General features: G+C 39.8%; 18 protein-coding genes. 5 read left to right on the top strand and 13 right to left on the bottom strand.

Annotated features, from left to right (window positions below; translation table 11 throughout):
* Nucleotides 1-191 precede the first annotated feature (191 nt).
* From BCU57_RS08845 to ggt, 5 genes are all read right to left on the bottom strand, one after another.
* Nucleotides 192-2,375, bottom strand: a complete 2,184-nt coding sequence (locus tag BCU57_RS08845) for a M3 family metallopeptidase (RefSeq protein WP_102438293.1) — start codon at nt 2,373-2,375, stop codon at nt 192-194.
* A 268-nt stretch (nt 2,376-2,643) separates the two neighbouring features.
* Nucleotides 2,644-3,036 carry a phosphate ABC transporter substrate-binding protein gene (locus BCU57_RS08840; protein ID WP_076537472.1) on the bottom strand — a complete coding sequence of 131 codons (393 nt, stop codon included), beginning with the start codon at nt 3,034-3,036 and terminating at the stop codon, nt 2,644-2,646.
* A gap of 14 nt (nt 3,037-3,050) precedes the next feature.
* Nucleotides 3,051-4,250, bottom strand: a complete 1,200-nt coding sequence (locus BCU57_RS08835; protein ID WP_102438291.1) for an outer membrane protein — start codon at nt 4,248-4,250, stop codon at nt 3,051-3,053.
* 68 nt (nt 4,251-4,318) lie between these two features.
* On the bottom strand, nt 4,319-5,935 hold the full coding sequence (locus BCU57_RS08830; protein WP_102438288.1) for a methyl-accepting chemotaxis protein: 1,617 nt from the start codon (nt 5,933-5,935) through the stop codon (nt 4,319-4,321).
* 755 nt (nt 5,936-6,690) lie between these two features.
* Nucleotides 6,691-8,445, bottom strand: coding sequence for a gamma-glutamyltransferase (gene ggt, locus BCU57_RS08825; protein ID WP_102438286.1), 1,755 nt, complete (start codon nt 8,443-8,445; stop codon nt 6,691-6,693).
* 89 nt (nt 8,446-8,534) lie between these two features.
* Between ggt and BCU57_RS08820 the strand changes: the two genes are divergently transcribed.
* The gene (locus BCU57_RS08820; protein ID WP_102438284.1) at nt 8,535-9,719 is read left to right on the top strand and encodes a GNAT family N-acetyltransferase; all 1,185 of its coding nucleotides are present in this window, start codon (nt 8,535-8,537) and stop codon (nt 9,717-9,719) included.
* Between the two features lie 83 nt (nt 9,720-9,802).
* Here the strand turns inward: BCU57_RS08820 and BCU57_RS08815 are convergent, their stop codons facing one another.
* From BCU57_RS08815 to sbcB, 4 genes are all read right to left on the bottom strand, one after another.
* Nucleotides 9,803-10,114 carry a putative quinol monooxygenase gene (locus BCU57_RS08815; protein WP_241900998.1) on the bottom strand — a complete coding sequence of 104 codons (312 nt, stop codon included), beginning with the start codon at nt 10,112-10,114 and terminating at the stop codon, nt 9,803-9,805.
* 46 nt (nt 10,115-10,160) lie between these two features.
* Nucleotides 10,161-10,784: a LysE family translocator gene (locus BCU57_RS08810; RefSeq protein WP_102438280.1), complete on the bottom strand. Its 624-nt coding sequence runs from the start codon at nt 10,782-10,784 to the stop codon at nt 10,161-10,163.
* Between the two features lie 210 nt (nt 10,785-10,994).
* Nucleotides 10,995-11,885 carry a cytidine deaminase gene (gene cdd, locus BCU57_RS08805; protein WP_102438278.1) on the bottom strand — a complete coding sequence of 297 codons (891 nt, stop codon included), beginning with the start codon at nt 11,883-11,885 and terminating at the stop codon, nt 10,995-10,997.
* Nucleotides 11,886-11,927: 42 nt separating this feature from the next.
* Complete coding sequence (sbcB, locus tag BCU57_RS08800; RefSeq protein WP_102438276.1) at nt 11,928-13,340, bottom strand: exodeoxyribonuclease I; 1,413 nt, start codon at nt 13,338-13,340, stop codon at nt 11,928-11,930.
* 283 nt (nt 13,341-13,623) lie between these two features.
* Between sbcB and BCU57_RS08795 the strand changes: the two genes are divergently transcribed.
* From BCU57_RS08795 to BCU57_RS08785, 3 genes are all read left to right on the top strand, one after another.
* Nucleotides 13,624-14,463 (top strand): hypothetical protein, encoded by an 840-nt coding sequence (locus tag BCU57_RS08795; protein WP_102438273.1) that lies wholly within the window; start codon nt 13,624-13,626, stop codon nt 14,461-14,463.
* Between the two features lie 243 nt (nt 14,464-14,706).
* On the top strand, nt 14,707-15,576 hold the full coding sequence (gene rlmA, locus BCU57_RS08790) for a 23S rRNA (guanine(745)-N(1))-methyltransferase (RefSeq protein WP_102438271.1): 870 nt from the start codon (nt 14,707-14,709) through the stop codon (nt 15,574-15,576).
* Nucleotides 15,577-15,855: 279 nt separating this feature from the next.
* A complete protein-coding gene (locus BCU57_RS08785) occupies nt 15,856-16,062 on the top strand; it encodes a cold-shock protein (RefSeq protein WP_012155714.1) in 207 nt (68 codons plus the stop codon).
* 698 nt (nt 16,063-16,760) lie between these two features.
* Here the strand turns inward: BCU57_RS08785 and BCU57_RS08780 are convergent.
* The 4 genes from BCU57_RS08780 to BCU57_RS08765 all read right to left on the bottom strand — a co-directional run bounded on the left by BCU57_RS08780 (nt 16,761) and on the right by BCU57_RS08765 (nt 20,238).
* Complete coding sequence (locus BCU57_RS08780; RefSeq protein WP_102438269.1) at nt 16,761-17,663, bottom strand: ABC transporter ATP-binding protein; 903 nt, start codon at nt 17,661-17,663, stop codon at nt 16,761-16,763.
* Nucleotides 17,660-18,493, bottom strand: coding sequence for an ABC transporter permease subunit (locus tag BCU57_RS08775; RefSeq protein ID WP_102438267.1), 834 nt, complete (start codon nt 18,491-18,493; stop codon nt 17,660-17,662). The genes BCU57_RS08780 and BCU57_RS08775 overlap by 4 nt, the downstream gene beginning before the upstream one ends.
* Before the next feature lie 170 nt (nt 18,494-18,663).
* Nucleotides 18,664-19,326 carry a YceH family protein gene (locus BCU57_RS08770; RefSeq protein ID WP_102438266.1) on the bottom strand — a complete coding sequence of 221 codons (663 nt, stop codon included), beginning with the start codon at nt 19,324-19,326 and terminating at the stop codon, nt 18,664-18,666.
* 78 nt (nt 19,327-19,404) lie between these two features.
* On the bottom strand, nt 19,405-20,238 hold the full coding sequence (locus BCU57_RS08765) for a S1 RNA-binding domain-containing protein (protein ID WP_102438265.1): 834 nt from the start codon (nt 20,236-20,238) through the stop codon (nt 19,405-19,407).
* Between the two features lie 498 nt (nt 20,239-20,736).
* Between BCU57_RS08765 and speE the strand changes: the two genes are divergently transcribed.
* Nucleotides 20,737-21,615, top strand: a complete 879-nt coding sequence (gene speE / locus BCU57_RS08760; RefSeq protein ID WP_198589280.1) for a polyamine aminopropyltransferase — start codon at nt 20,737-20,739, stop codon at nt 21,613-21,615.
* The last annotated feature ends 18 nt before the right edge of the window (nt 21,616-21,633 follow it).

Here is a 21,633-nt window from a genome sequence, read left to right as displayed (position 1 = left end):
TAATAAAGGCGATTAGAAAAAAACACCGCTAAATAGCGGTGTTTTGATTAAATTTAAAAGCTGTTTAAATAAACTACCGAGAAAGTATTAGGCTGAATATGTATTGCCTTTTACATTTTTATTCTCTGTTACTTATTATATTCATTCAGCAAGCTTATGGCTCGAAAGCCCACAGCTCGACAAGCTTAAACTTACTTGTCTTCTAATAAGCCACGACTTCTTAGTAATGGTTCAATGCCAGCATCTTTACCACGGAACTGACGGTAAAGCTGCATTGGGTCGGCGCTGCCACCTTGAGACAAGATATTGTCTCTAAAAGCTTGGGCTGTTGCTGGGTCAAAAATACCATTTTCTTTAAATGCTTCAAAAGCATCGGCGCCTAAAATATCAGACCAAAGATAGCTGTAATAACCTGCAGAATAACCACCGGCAAAAATATGCGAGAAGTAACTGCTGCGATATCGTGGGGCAATTTCTTTAATTAAGCCCATATTGGCAAGTGATTCAGCTTCAAATTCGGCGGCATCTCTTAGTTTGGTGTCCGTTAATGTATGCCAGTCTAAATCAAGCTTAGTGGCTGCCATATATTCAACGGTAGCAAACCCTTGGTTGAATTTACTGGCAGCTTGAATTTTCTTAACAAGTTCAGTGGGGATCACTTCGCCGGTTTTATAATGTTTTGCAAACTGCGCTAACACTTCAGGTTGCGTCATCCAGTTTTCCATCACTTGTGAAGGGAACTCGACATAATCTCGCGGTACTGAAGTACCTGATTGAGAAGCATATTCAACCTTTGATAGCATACCATGTAGCGCATGTCCAAACTCGTGGAATAGGGTGCTAGCTTCATCAAATGTTAGCAGTGAAGGCTCATCACCCGTTGGGCGAGGGTAGTTAAGTACATTGACAATAATAGGCTTTGATTCAACGCCATTCATATTGTATTGCGAGCGGTAGGCATTCATCCATGCGCCGCCTCGCTTAGTATCACGTACGTAATAGTCACCCATGAAAATAGCCATTAATGAACCATCTTTGTCATAGACTTCCCAGGTTCTGACATCTGGGTGGTACTTAGGTAAGTCGGTGCGCTCTTTCATTGTGATGCCGAATAAGCGATTAGCGGTATAAAATACCCCTTCTAATGTTGATTCTAGCGAAAAGTAAGGCCGAGTTTGTTGTTCATTAAAGTCGTATTTTGCAACGCGGATTTGATCTGAGTAATACCACCAATCCCAAGCTTGTAAAGTAAAGTCACCACCTTGCGAGTCGATAAGTGCCTGCATATCAGCAACTTCAGCATTAGCTTGTGCGAGCGCTGCAGGCCATACTTTATCTAGTAAGGCGTAAACATTTTCTGGGCTTTTAGCTGTGCGTTCTTCTAATACAAAATGAGCATGAGTTTTATAGCCCATTAAGTTAGCTTTTTGTGCGCGAAGTGCCGCAATTTTCGCTAAACCTGCTTTGTTATCATTGGCATTATTATTATTGGCACGCTCAATATAACCTTTGAAAAGCGCTTCTCTTAAATCGCGATTTTCAGCATAGGTTAAAAATGGTGTAATTGAAGGACGCTGCGTGGTAAACACCCACTTGCCTTCATGGCCACGTTTTGTAGCTGTTGCTGCCGCAGTGTCGATTACGTCTTGAGGAAGCCCGGCTAAATCAGCTTTGTTATCGATAACTAACTCAAAGGCATTGGTTTCAGCCAGTAAGTTGTCACCAAACTCTAAGTTTAGTTTACCAATCTGTTCATTAAGGGCACGCAAAGTGCTCTTGTCTTCAGCTGATAGGTTTGCTCCGCCGCGAGTAAAGCGTTTGTAGGTATCTTCTAAAAGCTTTGTTTGAGCGGTATTAAGTTGATATGTGTCAGCTTGGTTGTAAACTGCTTTTACCCGCTGAAATAATTTATCATTTAAATAAATGTCATCACTAGCAGATGACAACATAGGTGAGACTTGTTTTGAAATTGCTTGTATCTCTGGGTTTGTGTGGGCACCGGTTAAATTATAAAAAACGCCCGATACTTTAGTGAGCAGCGCACCAGAAAACTCCATCGCTTCAATGGTGTTAGCGAAAGTCGCAGCATCAGAATTATTGGCAATGGCATTGATTTCTGCTTTGCGCTCAGCAATACCCGCTTCAAATGCCGGTAAGAAATGCTCATTTTTGATGTTATCGAAATCTGGGATTTCCATAAAGGTATCATAGGGTTTAAAAAATGGATTACTCACGTCTTGGCTGGTGCTAGCCGTAGCAACCGCATTGGGTGCTTGAGACGTTTGGACGCTTTCAACGTTATTATCTGAACATGCACTTAGCGCTAAAGTTAACGCGATGGCAGAAAAAACTGGTGTGAGGGTTAGTCCCTTCATAATTATTTCCCTGTTTGCTTTGAAATGGTTGTCTAAATAACCCTATGCCGATGTATAAACCGTTAAAGAGTTACAAATCATCATTGTTATTTGTTTATGATTTGCGGCTAGATTAACAAATTTCGATCATACTTTCGTTTACCTTTGCATTACTTTTGTAACAAAAGGATACAAAAAAGGACCTAGCGTGTGTTAGGTCCTTTGAGAATTGTTAGCTATGTTGTTGTAGCGCTAATTTAGTATATTAATTCAGCGCTTTATGATGAGCTTATGGCTTTAAAATTACTTTTACGCTGGCATCGACATCGGCTTCGTCAATATATCCGATAGCATTAGCGTCAGCAGCCACAGCCGCTTTCATGCCTGATGCGTCACCTACAGTGGCCGGTGGAGTCCCTTTACCTGTAAATACCTGCTTTGACCAAAAGGCTTTAAGTTGGGCATCAGATTTACCTGTAACAGTGCTATGAAATTCAGAACGCACAGGATTACCTTCTTCCAGTTCATAAACGACAAATGAAGAACCTTTGCCTAAAAAGGCTTTTTTAGCATCAGACTTGCTTATATCAGCAGCGGCTGGATTACCGATCACTACTACGGCAGCATTAACAGAAAACACACAGCTCACACTGAGCGCTAAAATAGATAATAATTTTTTCATTTCATCACTCCTAATTAAAATACTGCGTCAAATTGAACGGTATACACGGTAGTATCATCAAATTCTTTTGCTATGTTAGTCTCTAATCCACCAGATGTTTCGCCAAAATCATTAGAGTATGTGACGTCGAATTTTATGGCTAAATTATCAAGTGCATCCCAACGTAGGCCTGCACTGTATGACTTTCTTTGGCCATTAAAAATAGCGGCTTGAATTGCTGAAGCCTCATCAATAATAGTTCTGCTATCGTTATCTTTAGTTTCGAAGAAAGAAGCTGTTACATAAGGTGTGAAGTCATTGATACGGTAACCCAAGGTTAAGTAACCTGAATCAGAATCAGGATAAGCGCCATCCACTTCGATGCGTGTTAACTCTGTAATGGCTAAGAAAGATCCATTATCGTAACTAGCGCCAACGCCCGCGAAAGTGCCTTTTTCTCGATCTATTTCTAGTAGCGTAACAGTGACATCGATCTCGGTATTTGGCATTAGTTCTTGTGTAATTTGACGCTTAACATCACCGTCTAAAATTGCTTCACCGTATAAGCCTCGTAGAGTCCAAGTTTCATCAGTCCAAGTAACATTGACACCTAAAATATTTTTCATGTCAACGCCAGCAGCTTCAGATTGTCCACCAAAAGCTTGAATGGTCATTGTTGAATCATCAAATTCAACATCGTAGCTAACATCTCCACCTGTATAGGAGGTAAATGGCACTGGGTCGTATACATCTGATGGTGGACGTACAAATGGCTGGGCATAACCAATATCAAGGTAATCTGAGTACATAAATAACGGCAAGCGTGATTTACCAGCTCGAGCTTGAATGCCATTGTCGAAACGGTGCGAAATATATGCCCATTCAGCCTCGACATCCCAGTCATTTTCTCCACGCATCATTAACTGCATAACCGCTTGGGTTTGATCTGTAATTGCAAACGTACCTTGTAAACCAAATTTGCTGCCTTCATTGAAGTTGGCTGAAGTGGTTGCTCCGGCATAACCTGCGTTGTTATCGGAAGTGATGAAAGCGCCCGTCATAAATCCGTTGAATTTGAAGCGTTCGGTCAAATTGGCAGTTTGATTTGCTTGTAATGATTTAACTTGTTGTTCAAGTTTGGCTAATTTTTCATCGGTAGCGTCATTGGCCACTGCAAGTGCTGGTAGCATTGCGACTGAAATTGCTAAAGGTAGCGCTTTCAAATTAAAACTCATAGTGTTACTCCTGGTTATTATTCTTAAGGCAGAAATAGTGTGATTTTCTACCTTTATATTTCTAATTATTAGACTTTAAATTGACCTGTAATGGATTGAAGCTGTTGGCTAACCCCTTCAATATCATGACTAATCCCGCCCATTTCATCCGTGGTCATTTTTACTTTAGCGGCATTGGTTTCAATATCTGCGACATATTGTTGAATGAGTTCTGAAGTGTTGTGTTGCTCTTCAGTGGCCGCGGCAATTTGGTCATTAACTATGGATATAGCACTGACTTTACTAGTGATATTGATTAATGCATCTCCTGCTAGTGAAGTGGTTTTTACGCCTTCTTCTGCGGTTTCTATTCCACGCTGCATTGCATCAACCGCTTGTGTTGAAGTAGAGCGAAGCTCTTGCAATACTTGTTGAATTTCTTGTGTTGAGGCTTGAGTGCGTGAAGCAAGCGTTCTAACTTCATCTGCGACAACGGCAAAGCCTCGGCCTTGTTCGCCGGCTCTTGCTGCTTCAATCGCCGCATTTAGTGCCAGTAAATTAGTTTGATCTGCAATCCCGCGGATAGTATCCAAGATGTCATTCACATTACTGGTAAAGGCTTCAAGTTGATTGACCACAACGGAGGTTGTTCTGACTTCTTCAGAGAGCTGGTTAATGGTAGTAATGGCTTTACTGACCACTTGCTGACCTTGTAAAGCTTCTTCATTGGCATTATCAGCTTCCGATGCAGCATTGGCGGCATATTCGGCAATGTGGGCCACGCTAACGAACATTTCTCTCATCGCATGGGATATTTGTTCGACAGATTGATTTTGCTCATTGACTGTTTGTTCACTATTTTTACAGCTATTGAGTAATGTTTGTGAAGCGAGCCCTAAACTGTCAGTAGTTTGCTTGGTATCAGCAATGCTGAGCTGTAATTTTGAAACAAATTGGTTAAACCAATGGACTAAATCTGCAATTTCATCTTTACCTTGGTAATCAACTCTTGAGCGTAAATCACCTTCACCTTCAGAAATATTACGCAGTGACTGAGTAACACTTTCAAGGGTAACAATGATTGAGCGGTTAACTAATAAACCAACCACAATCAGAAACATCGATGCAATGATACCGATAGCAAGCATTGAACTGGCTGCTGTATCTGAACTGGCCAGCGTAGTATCAATGCTTGATTCAAACTGCTGAGAAAAAGTTAAGTGTTTCTGACTAAATTTTTCAACAAGTTGCTCATAGCGTTTGGCATTGGCTGCCGCTTGTATGGTGATTTTATTAAAATCAACATCACTTTTTAAAAACTCAGCGACCAAAAGTTGTGCATTATCAAAATACAGTGATAAATCATTTTGCATATTATTAGCGTCAAATGACTCAGCAGGCAGTAAGCTTTTAATTGCGTCTAAGTTGCTGATAACTTGTTTGACCATATTGGCGGCAGTCTCTAAGCTTTCTTCTTCGCCAGTGGTTACCGCTGTTTGTATATTTTGTTCCAATTGAAGTAACAGGCCTTCGTTAATAGTGGCTAAATTTAACGCAGGATATAGTTGAGACTGAAGATCATTTAACCGTTGCGCATTTTGTTGCACGCTTTGATTGTTAATTAATATCGAGATAATAAATGAAAATATTGCGACAATGGTTAATAACGCGATCCGATGCTTTATTTTTAAGCTATTTAATTTCATTTCGAATAATCCTACTTATCTAGCTAAAGGTGAGTCATTAAAGTTTCGGTTATATAATGATTGGCTGTTGTAAAATAGCTGATATTAAAAATGAAACTTTTACTTTTTGTTATCTTTGATTGCAAATCGCTATTGCTTGTGTGCGATAACTTCATTTTCTCAAGTTGTAAAACGTTTTTAGTATTTAAAATTAATGCCTTTCATATTGACTTATTGCCACCTTAGAGGTGTGGCATCCATCATTTGCTTAAAATTACCTATAACGGATATTGAACTATAAATAAAAATTGTTACCTTGTGGTTATTATAGTTGCTACGATGTTTAAGTCTGTTCTTGTTGTTACAGTATCGGCAGTAATGTTCAAATACTTAAGTTTTATTTAATGTTTTTTTGAGTTGTTAAAATATTGATATAAAAATCTGCTGCGAAGAAGTGGAATTTAATTAGTTTTTGTTGTTGGGTTAACTTATTATTAACATTGCGTTTGGGTTTTAAGTTGATAATACAATCTTGCGTATAAATAGAGCTGTAATTGCATAAGTTTGAACATCATCATTAGTAGAAAGTTAGGAGGATTGCTGGGATATATGAAAAATAGCGGCAGGCTTAATCTACAAAGCTTGAGTGATTTTATTGTTTATAGCGGTGTTTAAATAATAAGCACAATGAATGTTAGCGCTACAAAGGCGCATTAACTATTTATGTTGTAGCTGATTGTCCATAAATAGTTAATGCAGATGTTTGAGGTTTATTTTTAGTGCCCTAGGGTTTCTGAACCTGCTCGTCGTGGATCAGATGTGCCAAACAACCCCTTGTCGGTTATCACTATGGATTGAGTGCTGCCCATTGCGCTACTGGTTTTAACTTGATGGCCTTTGGCTTCCAGTAAAGTCACCGTATCGTTATTTAAACTGGTTTCAACACCAATGTAATCAGGCAGCCATTGATGGTGAATTCGCGCTGCGGCAGTGGCTTCTGCAATATTGAGTTTATGGTCAATGACATTCATGATTACTTGCAATGTGGTGGTGATAATTCGTGAACCACCAGGGCTGCCGGTCACCAAAAATGGTTTACCGTCTTTCATCACAATCGTTGGACTCATTGAGCTTAGTGGCCTTTTATGAGCATCAATTGCATTGGCTTCACCGCCGATTAAGCCATAGGCATTGGGAATACCAGGTTTTGCGGAAAAGTCATCCATTTCATTGTTAAGTAAAATGCCGGTACCTGCAGCAACCAGCCCAGAACCATAACTGAAGTTTAGGGTATAGGTATTTGATACAGCATTGCCCCATTTATCGACCACAGAGTAATGAGTGGTTTGATTACTTTCGTAAACGGATAAATCACCAGGCTTAATTTCGGCACTAGGCGTGGCTTTGTTATAGGCAATTTGTTTAGCGATTGAATCAGCATACTTTTGACTAGTGAGTTTATCTGTCGGCACGTTATGAAAATCAGGATCGCCCAAATACTCACTTCTGTCAGCATAGGCATGCTTCATGGTTTCCGTCATTAAATGCAGTGTTTGTGCAGTATTGTGACCCAACTCTTCAATAGGATAGTGCTCGAGTACATTAAGCATTTCAATGATATGAATACCACCAGAAGAAGGGGGTGGCATGGATACCACTTTATAGCCGCGGTATTCGCCTGTTACAGGTGTTCTTTCAATGACTTGATAGTTTTTCAAATCATTCATGCTCATTATTCCGCCAGCAGCTTGAATCGCAGCCACAATTTTCTCAGCGGTTTCGCCTTGATAAAAGCCTTTACTGCCATGCTTAGCAATTAATGATAATGAATGAGCTAAATCTTTTTGCACTAAGGTGTCGTTAACGGCAAAACTGTCGCCATTACTTTTATAAAATATTTTGGCAGAACTTGGCCATTGTGAAATACGGCGTTTTAATCCATCAAGTGAATCTGCTAAGTCTGAATTAATTAAAATGCCTTTTTGCGCAAGTTCAATAGCAGGTTTAACGACTTCGCTCATACTCATGGTGCCATACTTGTTTAGCGCAAGTTCAAACCCCATCACAGTGCCTGGCACGCCAACCGCTAAACCATGTTCACGGCTAAGTTTTTTTACTACATCACCTTGTTCATTTAAAAATATATCTTTGTGGGCTTTTGCTGGCGCGGTTTCGCGGTAGTCGATAGCAATGGTTTTATCTTCTTTTTCAAGATGAACTAACATAAAGCCGCCACCGCCAATATTACCGGCTCTAGGTAAGGTGACCGCTAATGCAAACCCTACCGCGACAGCAGCATCAACAGCATTACCACCTTGTTTGAGAATATCGACACCAATGCGGGTTGCAAGTGATTCTTGGCTGGCAACCATGCCATGTTTGGCCCAAATTGGTTGTGAAGTATCAGAACGGCTATAAATCGATTGTTCATTTGCAGCATGCAGTTGTAGGGAAGTAAAAGATGATATGCTCAACGTCAGCGCAATACTTGTTGATATGACGATCGGTTTTAGTTTTGAAAAGAAACTCATTTTCAATCCTTTATAATTTTAATCATGTGTTGCAATGTGCCATAACTATGATCTAATACACAATATGTAACTGTGCTTTTTAAGGGAATATGTCTATCACACACACTATTGACTTGAATATTGGCTTTTATGATTCGGTGTCTGTTATTACTAAAGCTGAGTGGCAACGTATTTTTTCAGATCAAAACCCCTTTACTTCATTTGATTACCTTAATGCATTAGAGCAAAGCCAATGTGTTTCAGAGCAATCGGGCTGGTCGCCCAAACATATTGTGGTAAAGCAAGCAGGTGTTATTGTTGCTATTGCGCCTTGTTACGAAAAATCTCACTCTTGGGGAGAGTACGTGTTTGATTGGGCGTGGGCTGAGGCTTATGAGCGTAATGACTTAAGCTATTACCCAAAGTTAGTGCTAGCGGTGCCATTTACACCAGTAAGTGGTGAGCGTATTGGGTTTGATTGCTGTCAATCAAGTTTAAACAAAGCCGAGATCATCGCTGCAGTGAGTGAATTTCTAAATCAGACACTTGGGCAAGGGTATTACTCTTCTTGGCATTGTTTGTTTTTACCCAAGGCTGATTATTTGAATTTAGCTCAAGATAATATTTCAAGGCTAGGCACTCAGTTTCATTGGCATAATCATAGCTATCAGCACTTTGATGATTTTTTGCAGCAATTAGTGTCACGTAAACGCAAAAATATCATTAAAGAGCGCAAGGCTTTAGCTAGGCACAATTTGGATTTTGAGTTTATTGGTGGCGATAAAGCCACCGCTGCGCAATGGCAAGGCTTTATTGCTTGTTATCAACAAACCTATTTAAAACGCTCAGGTCATGGCGGTTATTTATCTGCTGAGTTTTTTTATCAAATCGCTAAGACTATGGGCGCAAGTATTAAGTTGCTGTTAGTGACAAAAGCGTCAGATGCAACAACGCACCAGCCGGCACAATTAATCGCTTCTGCATTATACTTTGCCACTGATACGCATTTATATGGCCGCTACTGGGGCTGCTTACAATTTATTGACGGCTTACACTTTGAAACCTGTTATTACCAAGGTATAGAGTACGCCATAGCGAACGGGCTTATGGTGTTTGATGCTGGGGCGCAAGGTGAGCACAAAGTGGCCAGAGGTTTTGTCCCCATTGAAACTTATTCTAATCATAACCTTACTCATCAAGGCTTTAGCAATGCTATCGAAGATTATTGCCTGCAGGAGCAACGGCACATAAAGCAATACATGCAGCAGTTAGCTGAAAGTTCGCCTTATAAATAGCTTTTTGGCTAGCTTTGACAAACTAAGCCAAATGGTGTGCTTTTTATCAACAGATATTGAATGACTGCTTTGCAAGCCGCTATTTAATCCTTGATGAGGCTATTGAATTGATAGTGACGGCTGACATTTTTACTCACAAGGGCCCAGTTAGAATGACTTGTTCTTTGCTGGTGGTGATCAAAAGCTTGTTGGTTTTTAAAGGTTTCAGAGACGTAAAACTTAAAAGGGTTGCTTGCATCTTGTGTGACTGAAAATGATAAGCAGCCAGGTTCTTGTTTTGTGAGTTGGCTATGCACCTTAAGTGCTTCAATCACCGCTTTTAATTCAGCTTCAGGGACTAGTATATAGCCTGTTAAGGTGACTTTATTCATGCTATTACTTATAGCATTGCTCATGTCATTACTCATGTTCGTAGGTCTTGTACTTATCTGTTTTATAAGATTATCCCAAGGCCAACCATAAGCCAACACCGACCATTAAACTGCCCGCTATGCGGTTCATTAATTTAATATTATCCCCACGAGATAGAAAAAGTCTCAAGCTCTTTCCGCCACTGGCGTAAGCTAACATCGAAGCTGATTCTGTGAGCATGATAATCGACAATAACCAGAAAAGTTGCGTTCCAACAGCTTGGTCTACATTAATAAAAGGGGGCAGCAGTGAAATCATAAAAGCCCAGCCCTTAGGGTTGGCAATAGCGGTTATAAAACCTTGTGACATTAATGCGGAATTACTGATGCTAGTATCTGTTTGCTGGCCTTCGATAATGGCCATTTTTCCTTTTGAACGCCACATATTAATGCCAATATAAGCAAGATAAGCGCCGCCCAACCATTTTAAGACTGCAAATATATCAGGGTAGTTTAGCATCACGCTAGCCACGCCCATCACCGCCGCAATAGCCACCAATGCCACGCCAATAAGCTCACCTAGCATCATCCAAAGGGTGCGTTTAACGCCAATGCTCATACCTAAGGTCATTGCCAGTGTCATACACATACCGGGAGTGATCGATACAAAAAAGAAAGTGGGAATAAATACAGCTAATACGGTTAAATCTGGCATGAAGGTTCTAATGTCATTAAAGAAACAAGCGAGTAAGGAAGAGCAGAGTGTAAGGCTTTAAGATGTGAGTGTAAATGTGGCTGTGTTTTAATTTATTGCTATTTGAATACAACCCATAGCAAAGGTGCCGATGGATTGTATTCAATGCTATTTTTAAAATTGAGTGGCTTAAATATAGTGGTTTAAATTTAGTCACTTAGATTTAATAAGTTAACTTGGGTCAACCACGATATGTTCAAGTTCTATGGCGCACACCGCTTGCAAGGTATCCATAGTCGCATTGACTAAGCTTATCTTGCCCTTTGATGACTCAATGAGCACAACGCGGTTGATATCACTGTATTCACGGTTATGGCGAATTAAATTAGATAGCGCCATTTGCATTGGCATCATAGATGGGTTGAATGCCGCATTTTCAGCATAACGTCCACAATAGGTTTTGCCGTCTTTGGTTTCTAGTACCACTGCAGCATAATTATTGGTATAAGGCGCATAGCTTAGGCCTGCTTGATCTATGGCTTCAATTATCATGGGATCATCAGAGCTTAAACTAAACTCAATGTTACTTTTTGATAATAAAGGTTTTGTCACCTGCAAATCAGCAGGGCCAAAGGCATAGGGTAAATAATGACTAAGTAACTGTGATTGCTGACCTGGCAAGTGAATTTTAATACCAATGCCGTCGACCAATTCATTGATAAACTGACGACAATGACCGCAAGGGGTAAAGTTGACAACAATATCAATAATTTTTTGCTCGCCATTGAGCCATGCATGGCTTATCGCGCTTTGCTCGGCATGGACGGTATGAAATAGAGCTTCAGAAGCTAATTCAAAATTGGCTCCCATATAGATATCACCACTTTCACCCTTGGCGATTGCGCCGACATAAAATTCACTAATACTTGGCTTGGCGAGGGCGGCAGCAATTGGCAACAAGCTCAGTAGTAATTGCTCTTCATCTATTTGCGATGCTGTGACGAGCTGAGCTAATTGGCTTGCATCAATATGGCCACAAAAATCGTCATTAAGTAATGGTATTAATGCGCTTGCCAGTGGCCTGGGTAGTTGGGTGATGCTATCAATAAAGCGATTTTGCATGACCAATTCCTTTATAAAATGATTAATGACTAAAAGCTTGCGTTATAAGGCTTGTAAATACATACACAGTGCTTTTAGTAATTTCTGCTTATGTTCATTGTCGCTGGTTTCTTCCAACAAGTTTTCGAGATTAATCACATAATCGGCATCTGATAAACGTTGTTGGCAAAACTCTCGCCATCTTAATGACTCATCGTGGCTTAATGTTTCTGGGTAATTACGGCCACGATAGCGAAATAGCATCTGCTCAATGCGGGGATCGTCAAATTCTAGATTAAGCGCGGCTAAGTTTTCGGCTTTGGTATTGCGGATCATTTCCATTTTGGCTTTATCGGCGCGGCTAAAAAAACCGCCGCTATAAAGCATTAAATCAGGATCTGTCGCTGCAGGGTGATTATTCGCCTCGAACACCGCCTGCATTTTTTCTCGTAGCTCAGGGTGCTGTTTGAACAGTTTGTATTGCTGACGGGCAAAGTCCATATCAAATTGGTGCCTTGCTGCCACTTCTTCAGTGAGTAACTTAGGCGTACCAATAAATGGACATTTATTGACGTGGATTTGCTTTAACGGGATCGGTAATTCATCTGGGGCTAAATCGGCAAGTGAGGTATACATGCGCTCGACGATATCTTCTACCGATAAGTCGATCAGTGGGCTAATATCCATTGCCAAATTAATACAAATCATGGCGTTTTTATTGGATGGATGCGGCGCAACAGGCGCGATTAAAGTGACACATCCTTTAGCTGCACTGATTTTAGAACTCACATGTACCAAAGGCTGCATAAAGTCGCCTTGGATTAATTCGGCAACTTTATTTTTATTACGAAGGTTAAAGTAATAATCATATAACTTAGGTTGTTTCTCTTTGATGAGTTTTGCAATGGCTATGGTGGCGTAAACATCACTCATGGCATCATGGGCTTGTTCATGACTTAAGCCATTAGCTTGGGTTAACTGTTCTAATTTAAAGCTTGGCGAGCCATCTTCTTTTAATGGCCAGTTGATGCCTTCTGGTCTAAAGGCATAACAGGCTCTGACTAAATCAATGATATCCCAGCGAGTGTTGCCGTTTTGCCATTCACGGGCATAAGGGTCAATGAAATTACGGTAAAAACCATAACGGCTAACTTCATCATCAAATCTTAGTGAGTTGTAGCCAACGACACAGGTATTGGGCTGGCTGAAAATGGTATTAATGCGCCCCATAAACTCTGATTCAACCATGCCTTTTAAATTGGCTAATTGCGGCGTGATCCCTGTAACAAGTATTGCTTCTGGTTTAGGAAGATAATCAGTTGCTTGCTTGCAATAAAAGTTTTCAGGCTCACCAATGATGTTTAAATCATAATCAGTACGGATGCCTGCAAACTGAGAAGGGCGATCTTTTGCTGGGCTTACCCCGAAGGTTTCGTAATCGTGCCAGAAGAGAGTAGGTTGTAAAGCGCTTGCCATAATTAACTATTGTCCTATAACTCATGTTTTGCCATCTTAGCACTGTTAATTACGAATGTTTACCTGTGGTAACTTGTTTGGCTGGATTTTAACTCTAGCATCGAGCATTTTTGCTGGTTTAAGGTTCGTTTGAGCAAATTATTCAACCTTGTTGATGGTATGAAAACCGCTTTGTCATTAAAGCTGAATTATGTAAAAAGCACTTAATTTTATAGGCTTAAGTATTAATTGGTGACGCAAATCATTTTGCTGGTTACAATTTAAAAAAATCAGAGGTAAGTACATGTATAACCATTTATTAAGTCAGCCCGTTAAATATGAAGTGGATCAGCATCAGACTTTACATCTTAGCCTACCTGATGAAGTAAGTGATTTTGCGATATTACCGGCATTGAGCCAGCCTATTGCTGAGGTCATAGTAAAAGAGCTGAAGTTTAATAATGCGAATGTGCTGCAAGGTGCGACTATCATTTTAACTTGTCAGCCACTTTTTAAGGTGTCTGTTCAAGAGCAAGTCAATACGATTGTAGATAATGATCACAATCTCATTAGCCAGCTAAAACGTGGCGTAGGCCAAGGCTTTCGTTTGTATACTCGCTCAGGTGTCGCACCGAAAAAATCCGCGACCATGTTAAGGCAGGGAACCACATTAGTCTTTTCATTTGCTGAAGCTCTACAAATTAAGGTAAAAGGGCAGCTTGGTGATGCCATTAAACTTGAAGATGATTTTAGACTTAATCAAGAACCTAAAGCATTAATGCATGCAAGGGCGATATTAGCCCGCAGCTTTAACTATGAAGACGCGCCGGCAACCATTGCGATAAATATGAGTGAGATCGAACAAGTGCGAGCTGAAATAACCGCTTATTTGTCATCAGAGCATAATAAGGTTAACGCAGTGATTGCCGCTCAGCTGATAAAGTTAGATAATCTACTCAGTCATAAACACCGCTGGTTACTCAGAACTTATAGTCAATCGCAGCAGCGCACTAATTTTGCTACTGCAGCCAATGAGTTATCAAAAAATGTTGAAGATCTTCAGCGTAAACTTGAATGCTTTAGCTTGCTTGCTCCGGCGGATGTTAGCCAAATGGTTGATAAATTAACTGAAGAACATGAGTAGTTATTTGCTACAGCGGATCAATCGACACTATTTGTAAGTAACTGCATTGTAAGTAACTGCATTGTAAGTAACTGCATTGTAAGTAACTGCATTGTAAGTAACTGCATTATAAGTAACCGAGACTATTTTTGAGTTTTCGGTGCTATTTATATTAGTTGTAGTCTTAACTAATCTCTAAATATAACTTAAATCACAAGCTAGAATTCAACTTAATCACCTTTTTCATTTCTATAGAGTTATGTCATGCAATATATTTGTCCAATCTGCCAAACAGAGTTATCACTGCACCAAAAATCATGGCATTGTCAAAATCGTCATCAATTTGATTGCGCTAAAGAGGGCTATGTGAACCTGCTTCCAGTGCAGAAGAAAAACTCCAAAGACCCCGGTGATAATAAAGACATGATGCTAGCGCGCCGAGAATTTCTGAACCAAGGCTATTATGAAAAGCTCAGTGAGAAAGTGAATCAGCTCGCGGTTAAGTATGCTGCTAATGCACAATGCGTGCTTGATATCGGTTGTGGTGAGGGGTATTACAGTAACAGGCTTCATAGCGCTTTAAATGAAAATAGCGCCTTAAATGCAAGCAATAATTCGCTTGTTACCGTCCCAAAAGCCAATGTTGAACAAACATGTCACTTACAAGGGTTAGATATCTCAAAGTCTGCGATACGTTACGCCTCTAAACGTTATCCACAAATGGACTTTTGTGTTGCTAGCGCTTATGAGATGCCGTTTTCAGCGTCAGCGTTTGATTTGGCTATTCGTATTTATGCACCGTCAAAAGTAGAAGAGTTGCAACGGGTACTTAAAAAAGGGGCTATTTTAATTACCGTAGCACCTGGGCCAATGCACCATTTTGCAATGAAAAAAATTATTTACAGTGAGCCCAAACCCCATGATGAAGCCAAAGCGCAGATTGAGGGCTTTAGCTGCTTACATCAGGAGCGATTACAGTATCGGCTTGAGTTATCTAAAGTCGTTGATATTGAAAACTTTTTGAATATGACTCCCTATGCATGGAAATTAACAGCTGAGCAAAAGGCTGAAATTTCAAATCAAGGGCTTAGCTGCGAGTTAGACTTTAGTATCGAAATTCACATCCGTAATTGATTTGTCATATAGAACTGGTATTTTACTATTTGAATCTGATATTTAGTTGTGAATTTTGTTAGTCCGAGCACTGAATATTGTTGTTGTAGCATCTATATCAAATTATATAGCGATTTAGTTGACATACCCGCAAAAAGGTTCATAATCTATCGGGCTTGAAGGTTGGGCTTAGTTTATGTGTTTCAATACGACCAGTTTCGTCCTGTGAACATAAGTAAAACCGGCATTTTCAGCTCTACTGCCGTTAAGGCTTTAATTTATATATACAGGATTTATATCATGTCTCAAGTTACTGGTGTTGTTAAGTGGTTCAACTCTGATAAAGGTTTCGGATTTATCGAGCAAGAGTCTGGTCCAGACGTATTCGTTCACTTCCGTGCTATCAACTCAGACGGTTTCAAAACTCTTGACGAAGGTCAAAAAGTACAGTTCACTGTTACTCAAGGACAAAAAGGTCCTCAAGCTGAGAACGTTACTGTAGTTTAATTATTTCTAGCTTCGGCTAGTATAATTAATAAAGCTGTAGTCTTTGACTACAGTTTTTTTTTGCTTTTTTTAACTATCCTTTGTTTAAATACCTTTATTTCAATAACTTAGGTTGATAAGTTGTTTTAACCCTTGTTGTTGCAGTATGCTCTGCTAGTTTAGATGTTGATTTGGTGACTCTCTCTTTAGTTGCATTCCATCAGCTTAGAAGCATCAATCCACTCCATTTTTTGCCTCGCTTTTATCTGCATCTGAAATACTTTTACTATTTATTTACTGTGATTGCTATTTCGTTACTGCCGATTTCTTAGTGTTTTCCCAGTCTGTTTCTCACTCTATTTTCGTTATTTGAACCTTGGATTTTGGGCGTTATAGCCACCTATGGAAATCTACAATTTGCTGATTTGTCCTAGTCAGCCAGTTTCAGCTGTATGTTTTCTTATGTTGATTTGATTTAGCTAATTGCAAAATGTATACGCTTCTATCAGGTTTACTAAGCAGATAAAGTCATCGTTCAATGTTGTTTTTACAGTTAAAAAATCGACATTTTTATTTTGGGAGCAAGTGCAGATTAAGAGCGATTTGAAATTATTGAGGGTGCTAGGTGTGACGGGGGGCACGTTTTTGTTAATTGCTTTTAAAAATTAAAACCCAGCAATAATTGCTGGGTTTGTTAGATTTAATCAACTTAATGCTGCTTAATTTGAAAACAGTGTTTCTTCTAAGCTTCGTCCTTTCATCATTGCTTTATATTGCCATCCTTGCTCGGTAAATAATGTTAGTAATGACAACTCTAAGCTAAAGCTTACATCTATACGGTGCTCAATAATTATTTGCTCATCGTTGTTAATTTTCACATTGAGGATATTAGGCAGTAAACGCACCTTATCACTTAGTGCACTAATGTCTGCTTGCTGCATCGTCAAGGTTAAAAAGGCGGTTTCAGCATCAGCTTTCATTGACACCGATTGTTGTAGCTGACCGTTCTCTAAATAGACAACTTGATCGCACAGTTTTTCAAGCTCTTCTAAATTATGGGAGCTAATAACAAAAGTCGTTTCTACTGATAAGTCTTTTACTATTTGACGGATTTTTTTTGCGTTAACAGGATCAAGCCCTGCAGTGGGTTCATCAAGTAACACCAGTTTAGGCGAACCTATCAGCGCTTGAGCGATCGAAACTCGTTTACTCATTCCATGACTGAGGCTTTTAGGTAACATTTGCGCTGAGCTAGTTAAGTCAACTAATTCAAGCACTCTAAGTGCTTCTTGCTTAGCTTTCTTACCTGACATACCTTGTAATTTACCAAAAAAAGTAAGTTGCGACACTATACTAAAGTTGGGGTCTAACGCGGCGTCTTGTGGTAAAGCTGAGACAATATTTTGTAATTTAGCACTGCCTGGCTTTTCCCCAAAAATGCTTATTTCACCATTACTGGGATGAATAAAACCACAAAGTAAGCTAAAAAGGGTAGTTTTGCCGGCGCCATTAGGGCCTACAAGCGCGATAGGCGCACCAGCATCAAGTGACAGATTGATATTAGATAGCGCCACTTTATTGCCATATTGCTTAGAAATATTAGTACAGGTAATTAACTTCATAGTGCACTCCTTTGCATGTAAATTCGGCCAAGTGCAAGGATAACTATGGCTTGAATGATTGGGATCGGGGCGTAAATAAGCGAGCCAAGACCCTGAGTATTAATCATTAAAGATAACTGTGAACCCGGCAATACCCAGCTAATGAACGAAACTGCAGGTAGCTGACTATTAATAATGGCTATGACGATACCGCTGAGTGCCCAAAGGATTACCGCATAAATGTTGGCCATTCTGGCAGAGTTGGCGTACCAAGATAACACTGCCATCACTGCGGTATAGGGTAAAAGGACGATAGTGATACTCAAGAATACCGCAAAGCCGCTAATTACTGCATCGCCAAGTAAACTGGCATCACGACTTATTACCATCACAAGAGTGGCGATAATGGTCAGTAGTAATAGGCTTGATTGAATAAGCATTTGCCCTAAAAAACGGCCAAAGAAAATACTGTCTCTACTGACTCTGAGGCTTAAAAATCGGAATGATCCTCTTTGTTTATCAGAACTAAATTGATCTGCAGTAATGAAAATACTGAAAAAAGGAAACAGATATAAAGCAATACACCAAAACACTGCAAATTCAGCCACAGACCAATTAAATAATTGATCTAAGGTGCCAGGGCCGTATAGACCTTGGACCAAGTCTTTGGTTGCGGGTTCGAGTAGGTAGCTAGAGGCACTATTAACTGGGTATAAAAGGATAATCGCCCAGATCAAGGAAAAGGCGATTAATGCTGCAATGCCTTTGGTATTGGTAAAACGTTTACTGACCTCATAGGAGGCAATGAGCCATAATTGGCGTATTGCTGAAGGTCTTTGAGTTGAATCCATTTAGTATCAATCCTTGCAAATACAATAATATTTTAGTCATCATACTTTATCGCTACTATTTATCAGATTAATTTTTGTTAAATTACCGGCAAGCTGTGCTCAACAGTGTTGTTTGCTGAGCACGCAGTATAAAAAGTGGCTTGAGTGTAGATGCTTATTTATTAACAGTGTTAGTTTAATAATTGCTCGAGTTCTTGAAGGCGCTGAGTTAACTCACTGACTTGGGTTTCAAGTAGCTCCACTCTAGCGGCTAAGGCTTGTTTATCTGCTGCTGATGATGGCGTGCTTGCAACACTGGCATCGAATGATGTTGTGCCTTGTTCAAGGTATTGCTTATCAGAAAATAATTGTGCGTAACGATTATCACGACGGCCAGCTTCGCGGGGCAATTGGACGATTAACGGCTCTTCACGGCTGGCTAGCGCTTGTAATGTGGATTCGACTTGCTGAGGCGTTTCAAAAGTATGTAGTCGATTACAGCGGGTTTTGAGCTCACCGGGCGTTTGTGGCCCACGTAGCAGCATCACAATTATCACTGCAAGTTGATCACTACTAAGCTGTAAGTCACTGAACTCGGTATTACAAAAACGATGCTTGTATTTTACCACTCGACTGCCAAAACCTGACTGCTCACTGATAAGTCGCTTCTTGGCTAAATCATCAATAATGGTTTGTACTTCAGTCTCGCTTAATGCCATGACGGGTTCACGACTACTTTTTTGGTTACAGGCAAGGGTGATTGAATTGATTGAAAGCGGGTATTGCTCAGGGGTAGTAATTTCTTTTTCTAATAAACAGCCAATAATGCGGGCTTCCAGATTGCTAAGTTCCATAAATTACTCCAAATAAAAAAGCATGGTTTGTTATAACAGAACCATGCTTTTTATCAAATAATTTGGCTATTTAGGCTGCTATTTAAGTAATCTAATGCCGTCAGCTTCAATGCTAATTTGTTTCGCTTTGAATAAACCGCCAATGCTGCGTTTGAAGGCTTTTTTGCTCATGGCGAGTTGCTCGTAAATAATCGCTGAATCAGTTTTGTCATTTAATGGTAAAAAACCACCTGCGCGGTGCAGTTTATTAATAATGGTTTCAGCATTTTTATCAAAGCTTTGTTGGCTGTCTTTTTGTAAAATTAAATCCACTTTGCCATCTTCACGAACTAGCTTGATATAGCCTTTGATTGATTGACCAAAGCTTAGGCGTTGGAATACTTCATTTTGATAAAGCACGCCCCAATGGGCATTATTAATAATGGCTTTGAAACCTAAATCAGTGGTGCCACCAATGATTAAGTCAACTTCTTCACCCACTTGATATTCAGCAGGTGTCTTGTCTAAAAACTTATCGACTTTTGCTGATGCCATAATGCGTTCATCGGCTCTATTGGCATGAACATAAACTAGGTATGACTTACCTTCTTCAATGTGTCGATGCTGCTCACCAAAAGGCAGTAATAAATCTTTATCTAAGCCCCAATCTAAAAATGCGCCAAAAGGACCAGTAGCAATGGCCTCTAAATAAGCAAATTCACCCACTTGTGCATAAGGTGTTTGGGTGGTCGCAATAACAATATCTTCAGAATCGAGATAAAGAAAAACATCTACCATATCGCCGACTTGACAGCCTTTAGGGGCAAATTTATTGGGTAACAGCACTTGCCCAAGTTCTTCAGCATTTAGGTAAACGCCAAAATTAACTTGTTTAACGACCTCTAGGGAGTATTTCTTTCCGATCTGTATCATTCGCGACTCTGGTTAACTTAGGTTATGAAAAAACAGTTTGATTATATACGCAATCAGCTTGCTTGTAACTTGGGTTTCTAAACAAACTCATTGAAGTTAATTTTAGGTGATGACGATCATCTATACTGTCAGATAACATGCTATTGCTATTGGTTAGTAAGTTTTTGTTATTTAACAAAAAAAACATCATCAATTTGCAGTGGCTAAATATTAAGATATTTTTATATTAAAATGGATTTTTCTTGCTTGCATTTAACCGGTTAGCAGGGTTTAATTGCGCCGCTTTTTTATTTGCACTTTTCAAGTTTCTGTTGTGTCATAACCGTGAGACTGTTTGCTATGTTTATGGCTAGCGCACAGCAGGTATTGAGGCTTGATTGTTTGCTATTAACTGAGTCGTTCATGACCACATCGTTTTGGTCGCTTTGTATGACTCTTTTTGCTCACTTATTTCTACGTGGTGTTATTACAAAAATAACCACGTTGGACTTTTATAACATGATAAACAAATCAGATATTTATTACGAAACATTGCACGCTGGCTATGGTCAGTACTTTGAGGTTGAGCAGGTTTTGTTTGAACAAAAAACACAGCAGTGGCATTTAAGTATTTTTGAAAATAAAACATTTGGCCGTGTTATGGCGTTAAATGGTGCGATTCAAACCACTGAAAAAGATGAATTTGTTTATCATGAAATGATGACTCATGTACCTATTATTGCCCATGGTAAAGCCAAACGAGTACTCATTATTGGTGGCGGCGATGGCGGTATGCTAAGGCAAGTGCTTAAACATAGCGCGATTGAGCAGGTTACTATGGTTGAGATCGATGCTAATGTGGTTGAGATGTGTAAAACCTATTTCCCGCAGCATTCTCAAGGTGCGTTTGAAGACCCAAGAGTAAACTTGGTCATTGATGATGGCATGCATTTTATTGCCCAGTGCCAAGACAAGTTTGATGTGATTATCTCTGATTGCACTGATCCGGTGGGGCCTGGTGAAGTACTGTTTAGTTCACCATTTTATGAGAATTGTAAACGCTGCTTAACTGAGCAGGGGATTTTTGTGGCCCAAAATGGTGTGGCTTTTTTACAGCCTGAAGAAATACAAGATACGGTTCGTAGAATGAGCCCTTATGTAAAAGACTGCTGGTTTTACACTGCAGCAGTACCGACTTATATTGGTGGCACCATGGCATTTGCGTGGGCTACCGATAATGTGTGTGCCAGACAGCAAGATTTAGCAACATTAACCCAACGGTTCGAGACGGCAAACATTAATACTCGTTATTATACGCCTGCTCTTCATATGGCAAGTTTTGCATTGCCAGCTTTTGTAGAAAATGCAGTCAAAAGTGCGCAAGTAACCACTGCATAATTTGCTTGATATAGACGG

This window comes from Shewanella sp. 10N.286.48.B5 (assembly GCF_002874355.2).
In the GTDB taxonomy this organism is placed as follows: domain Bacteria; phylum Pseudomonadota; class Gammaproteobacteria; order Enterobacterales; family Shewanellaceae; genus Shewanella.
This window is presented reverse-complemented; position numbering and strand designations above follow the sequence as displayed.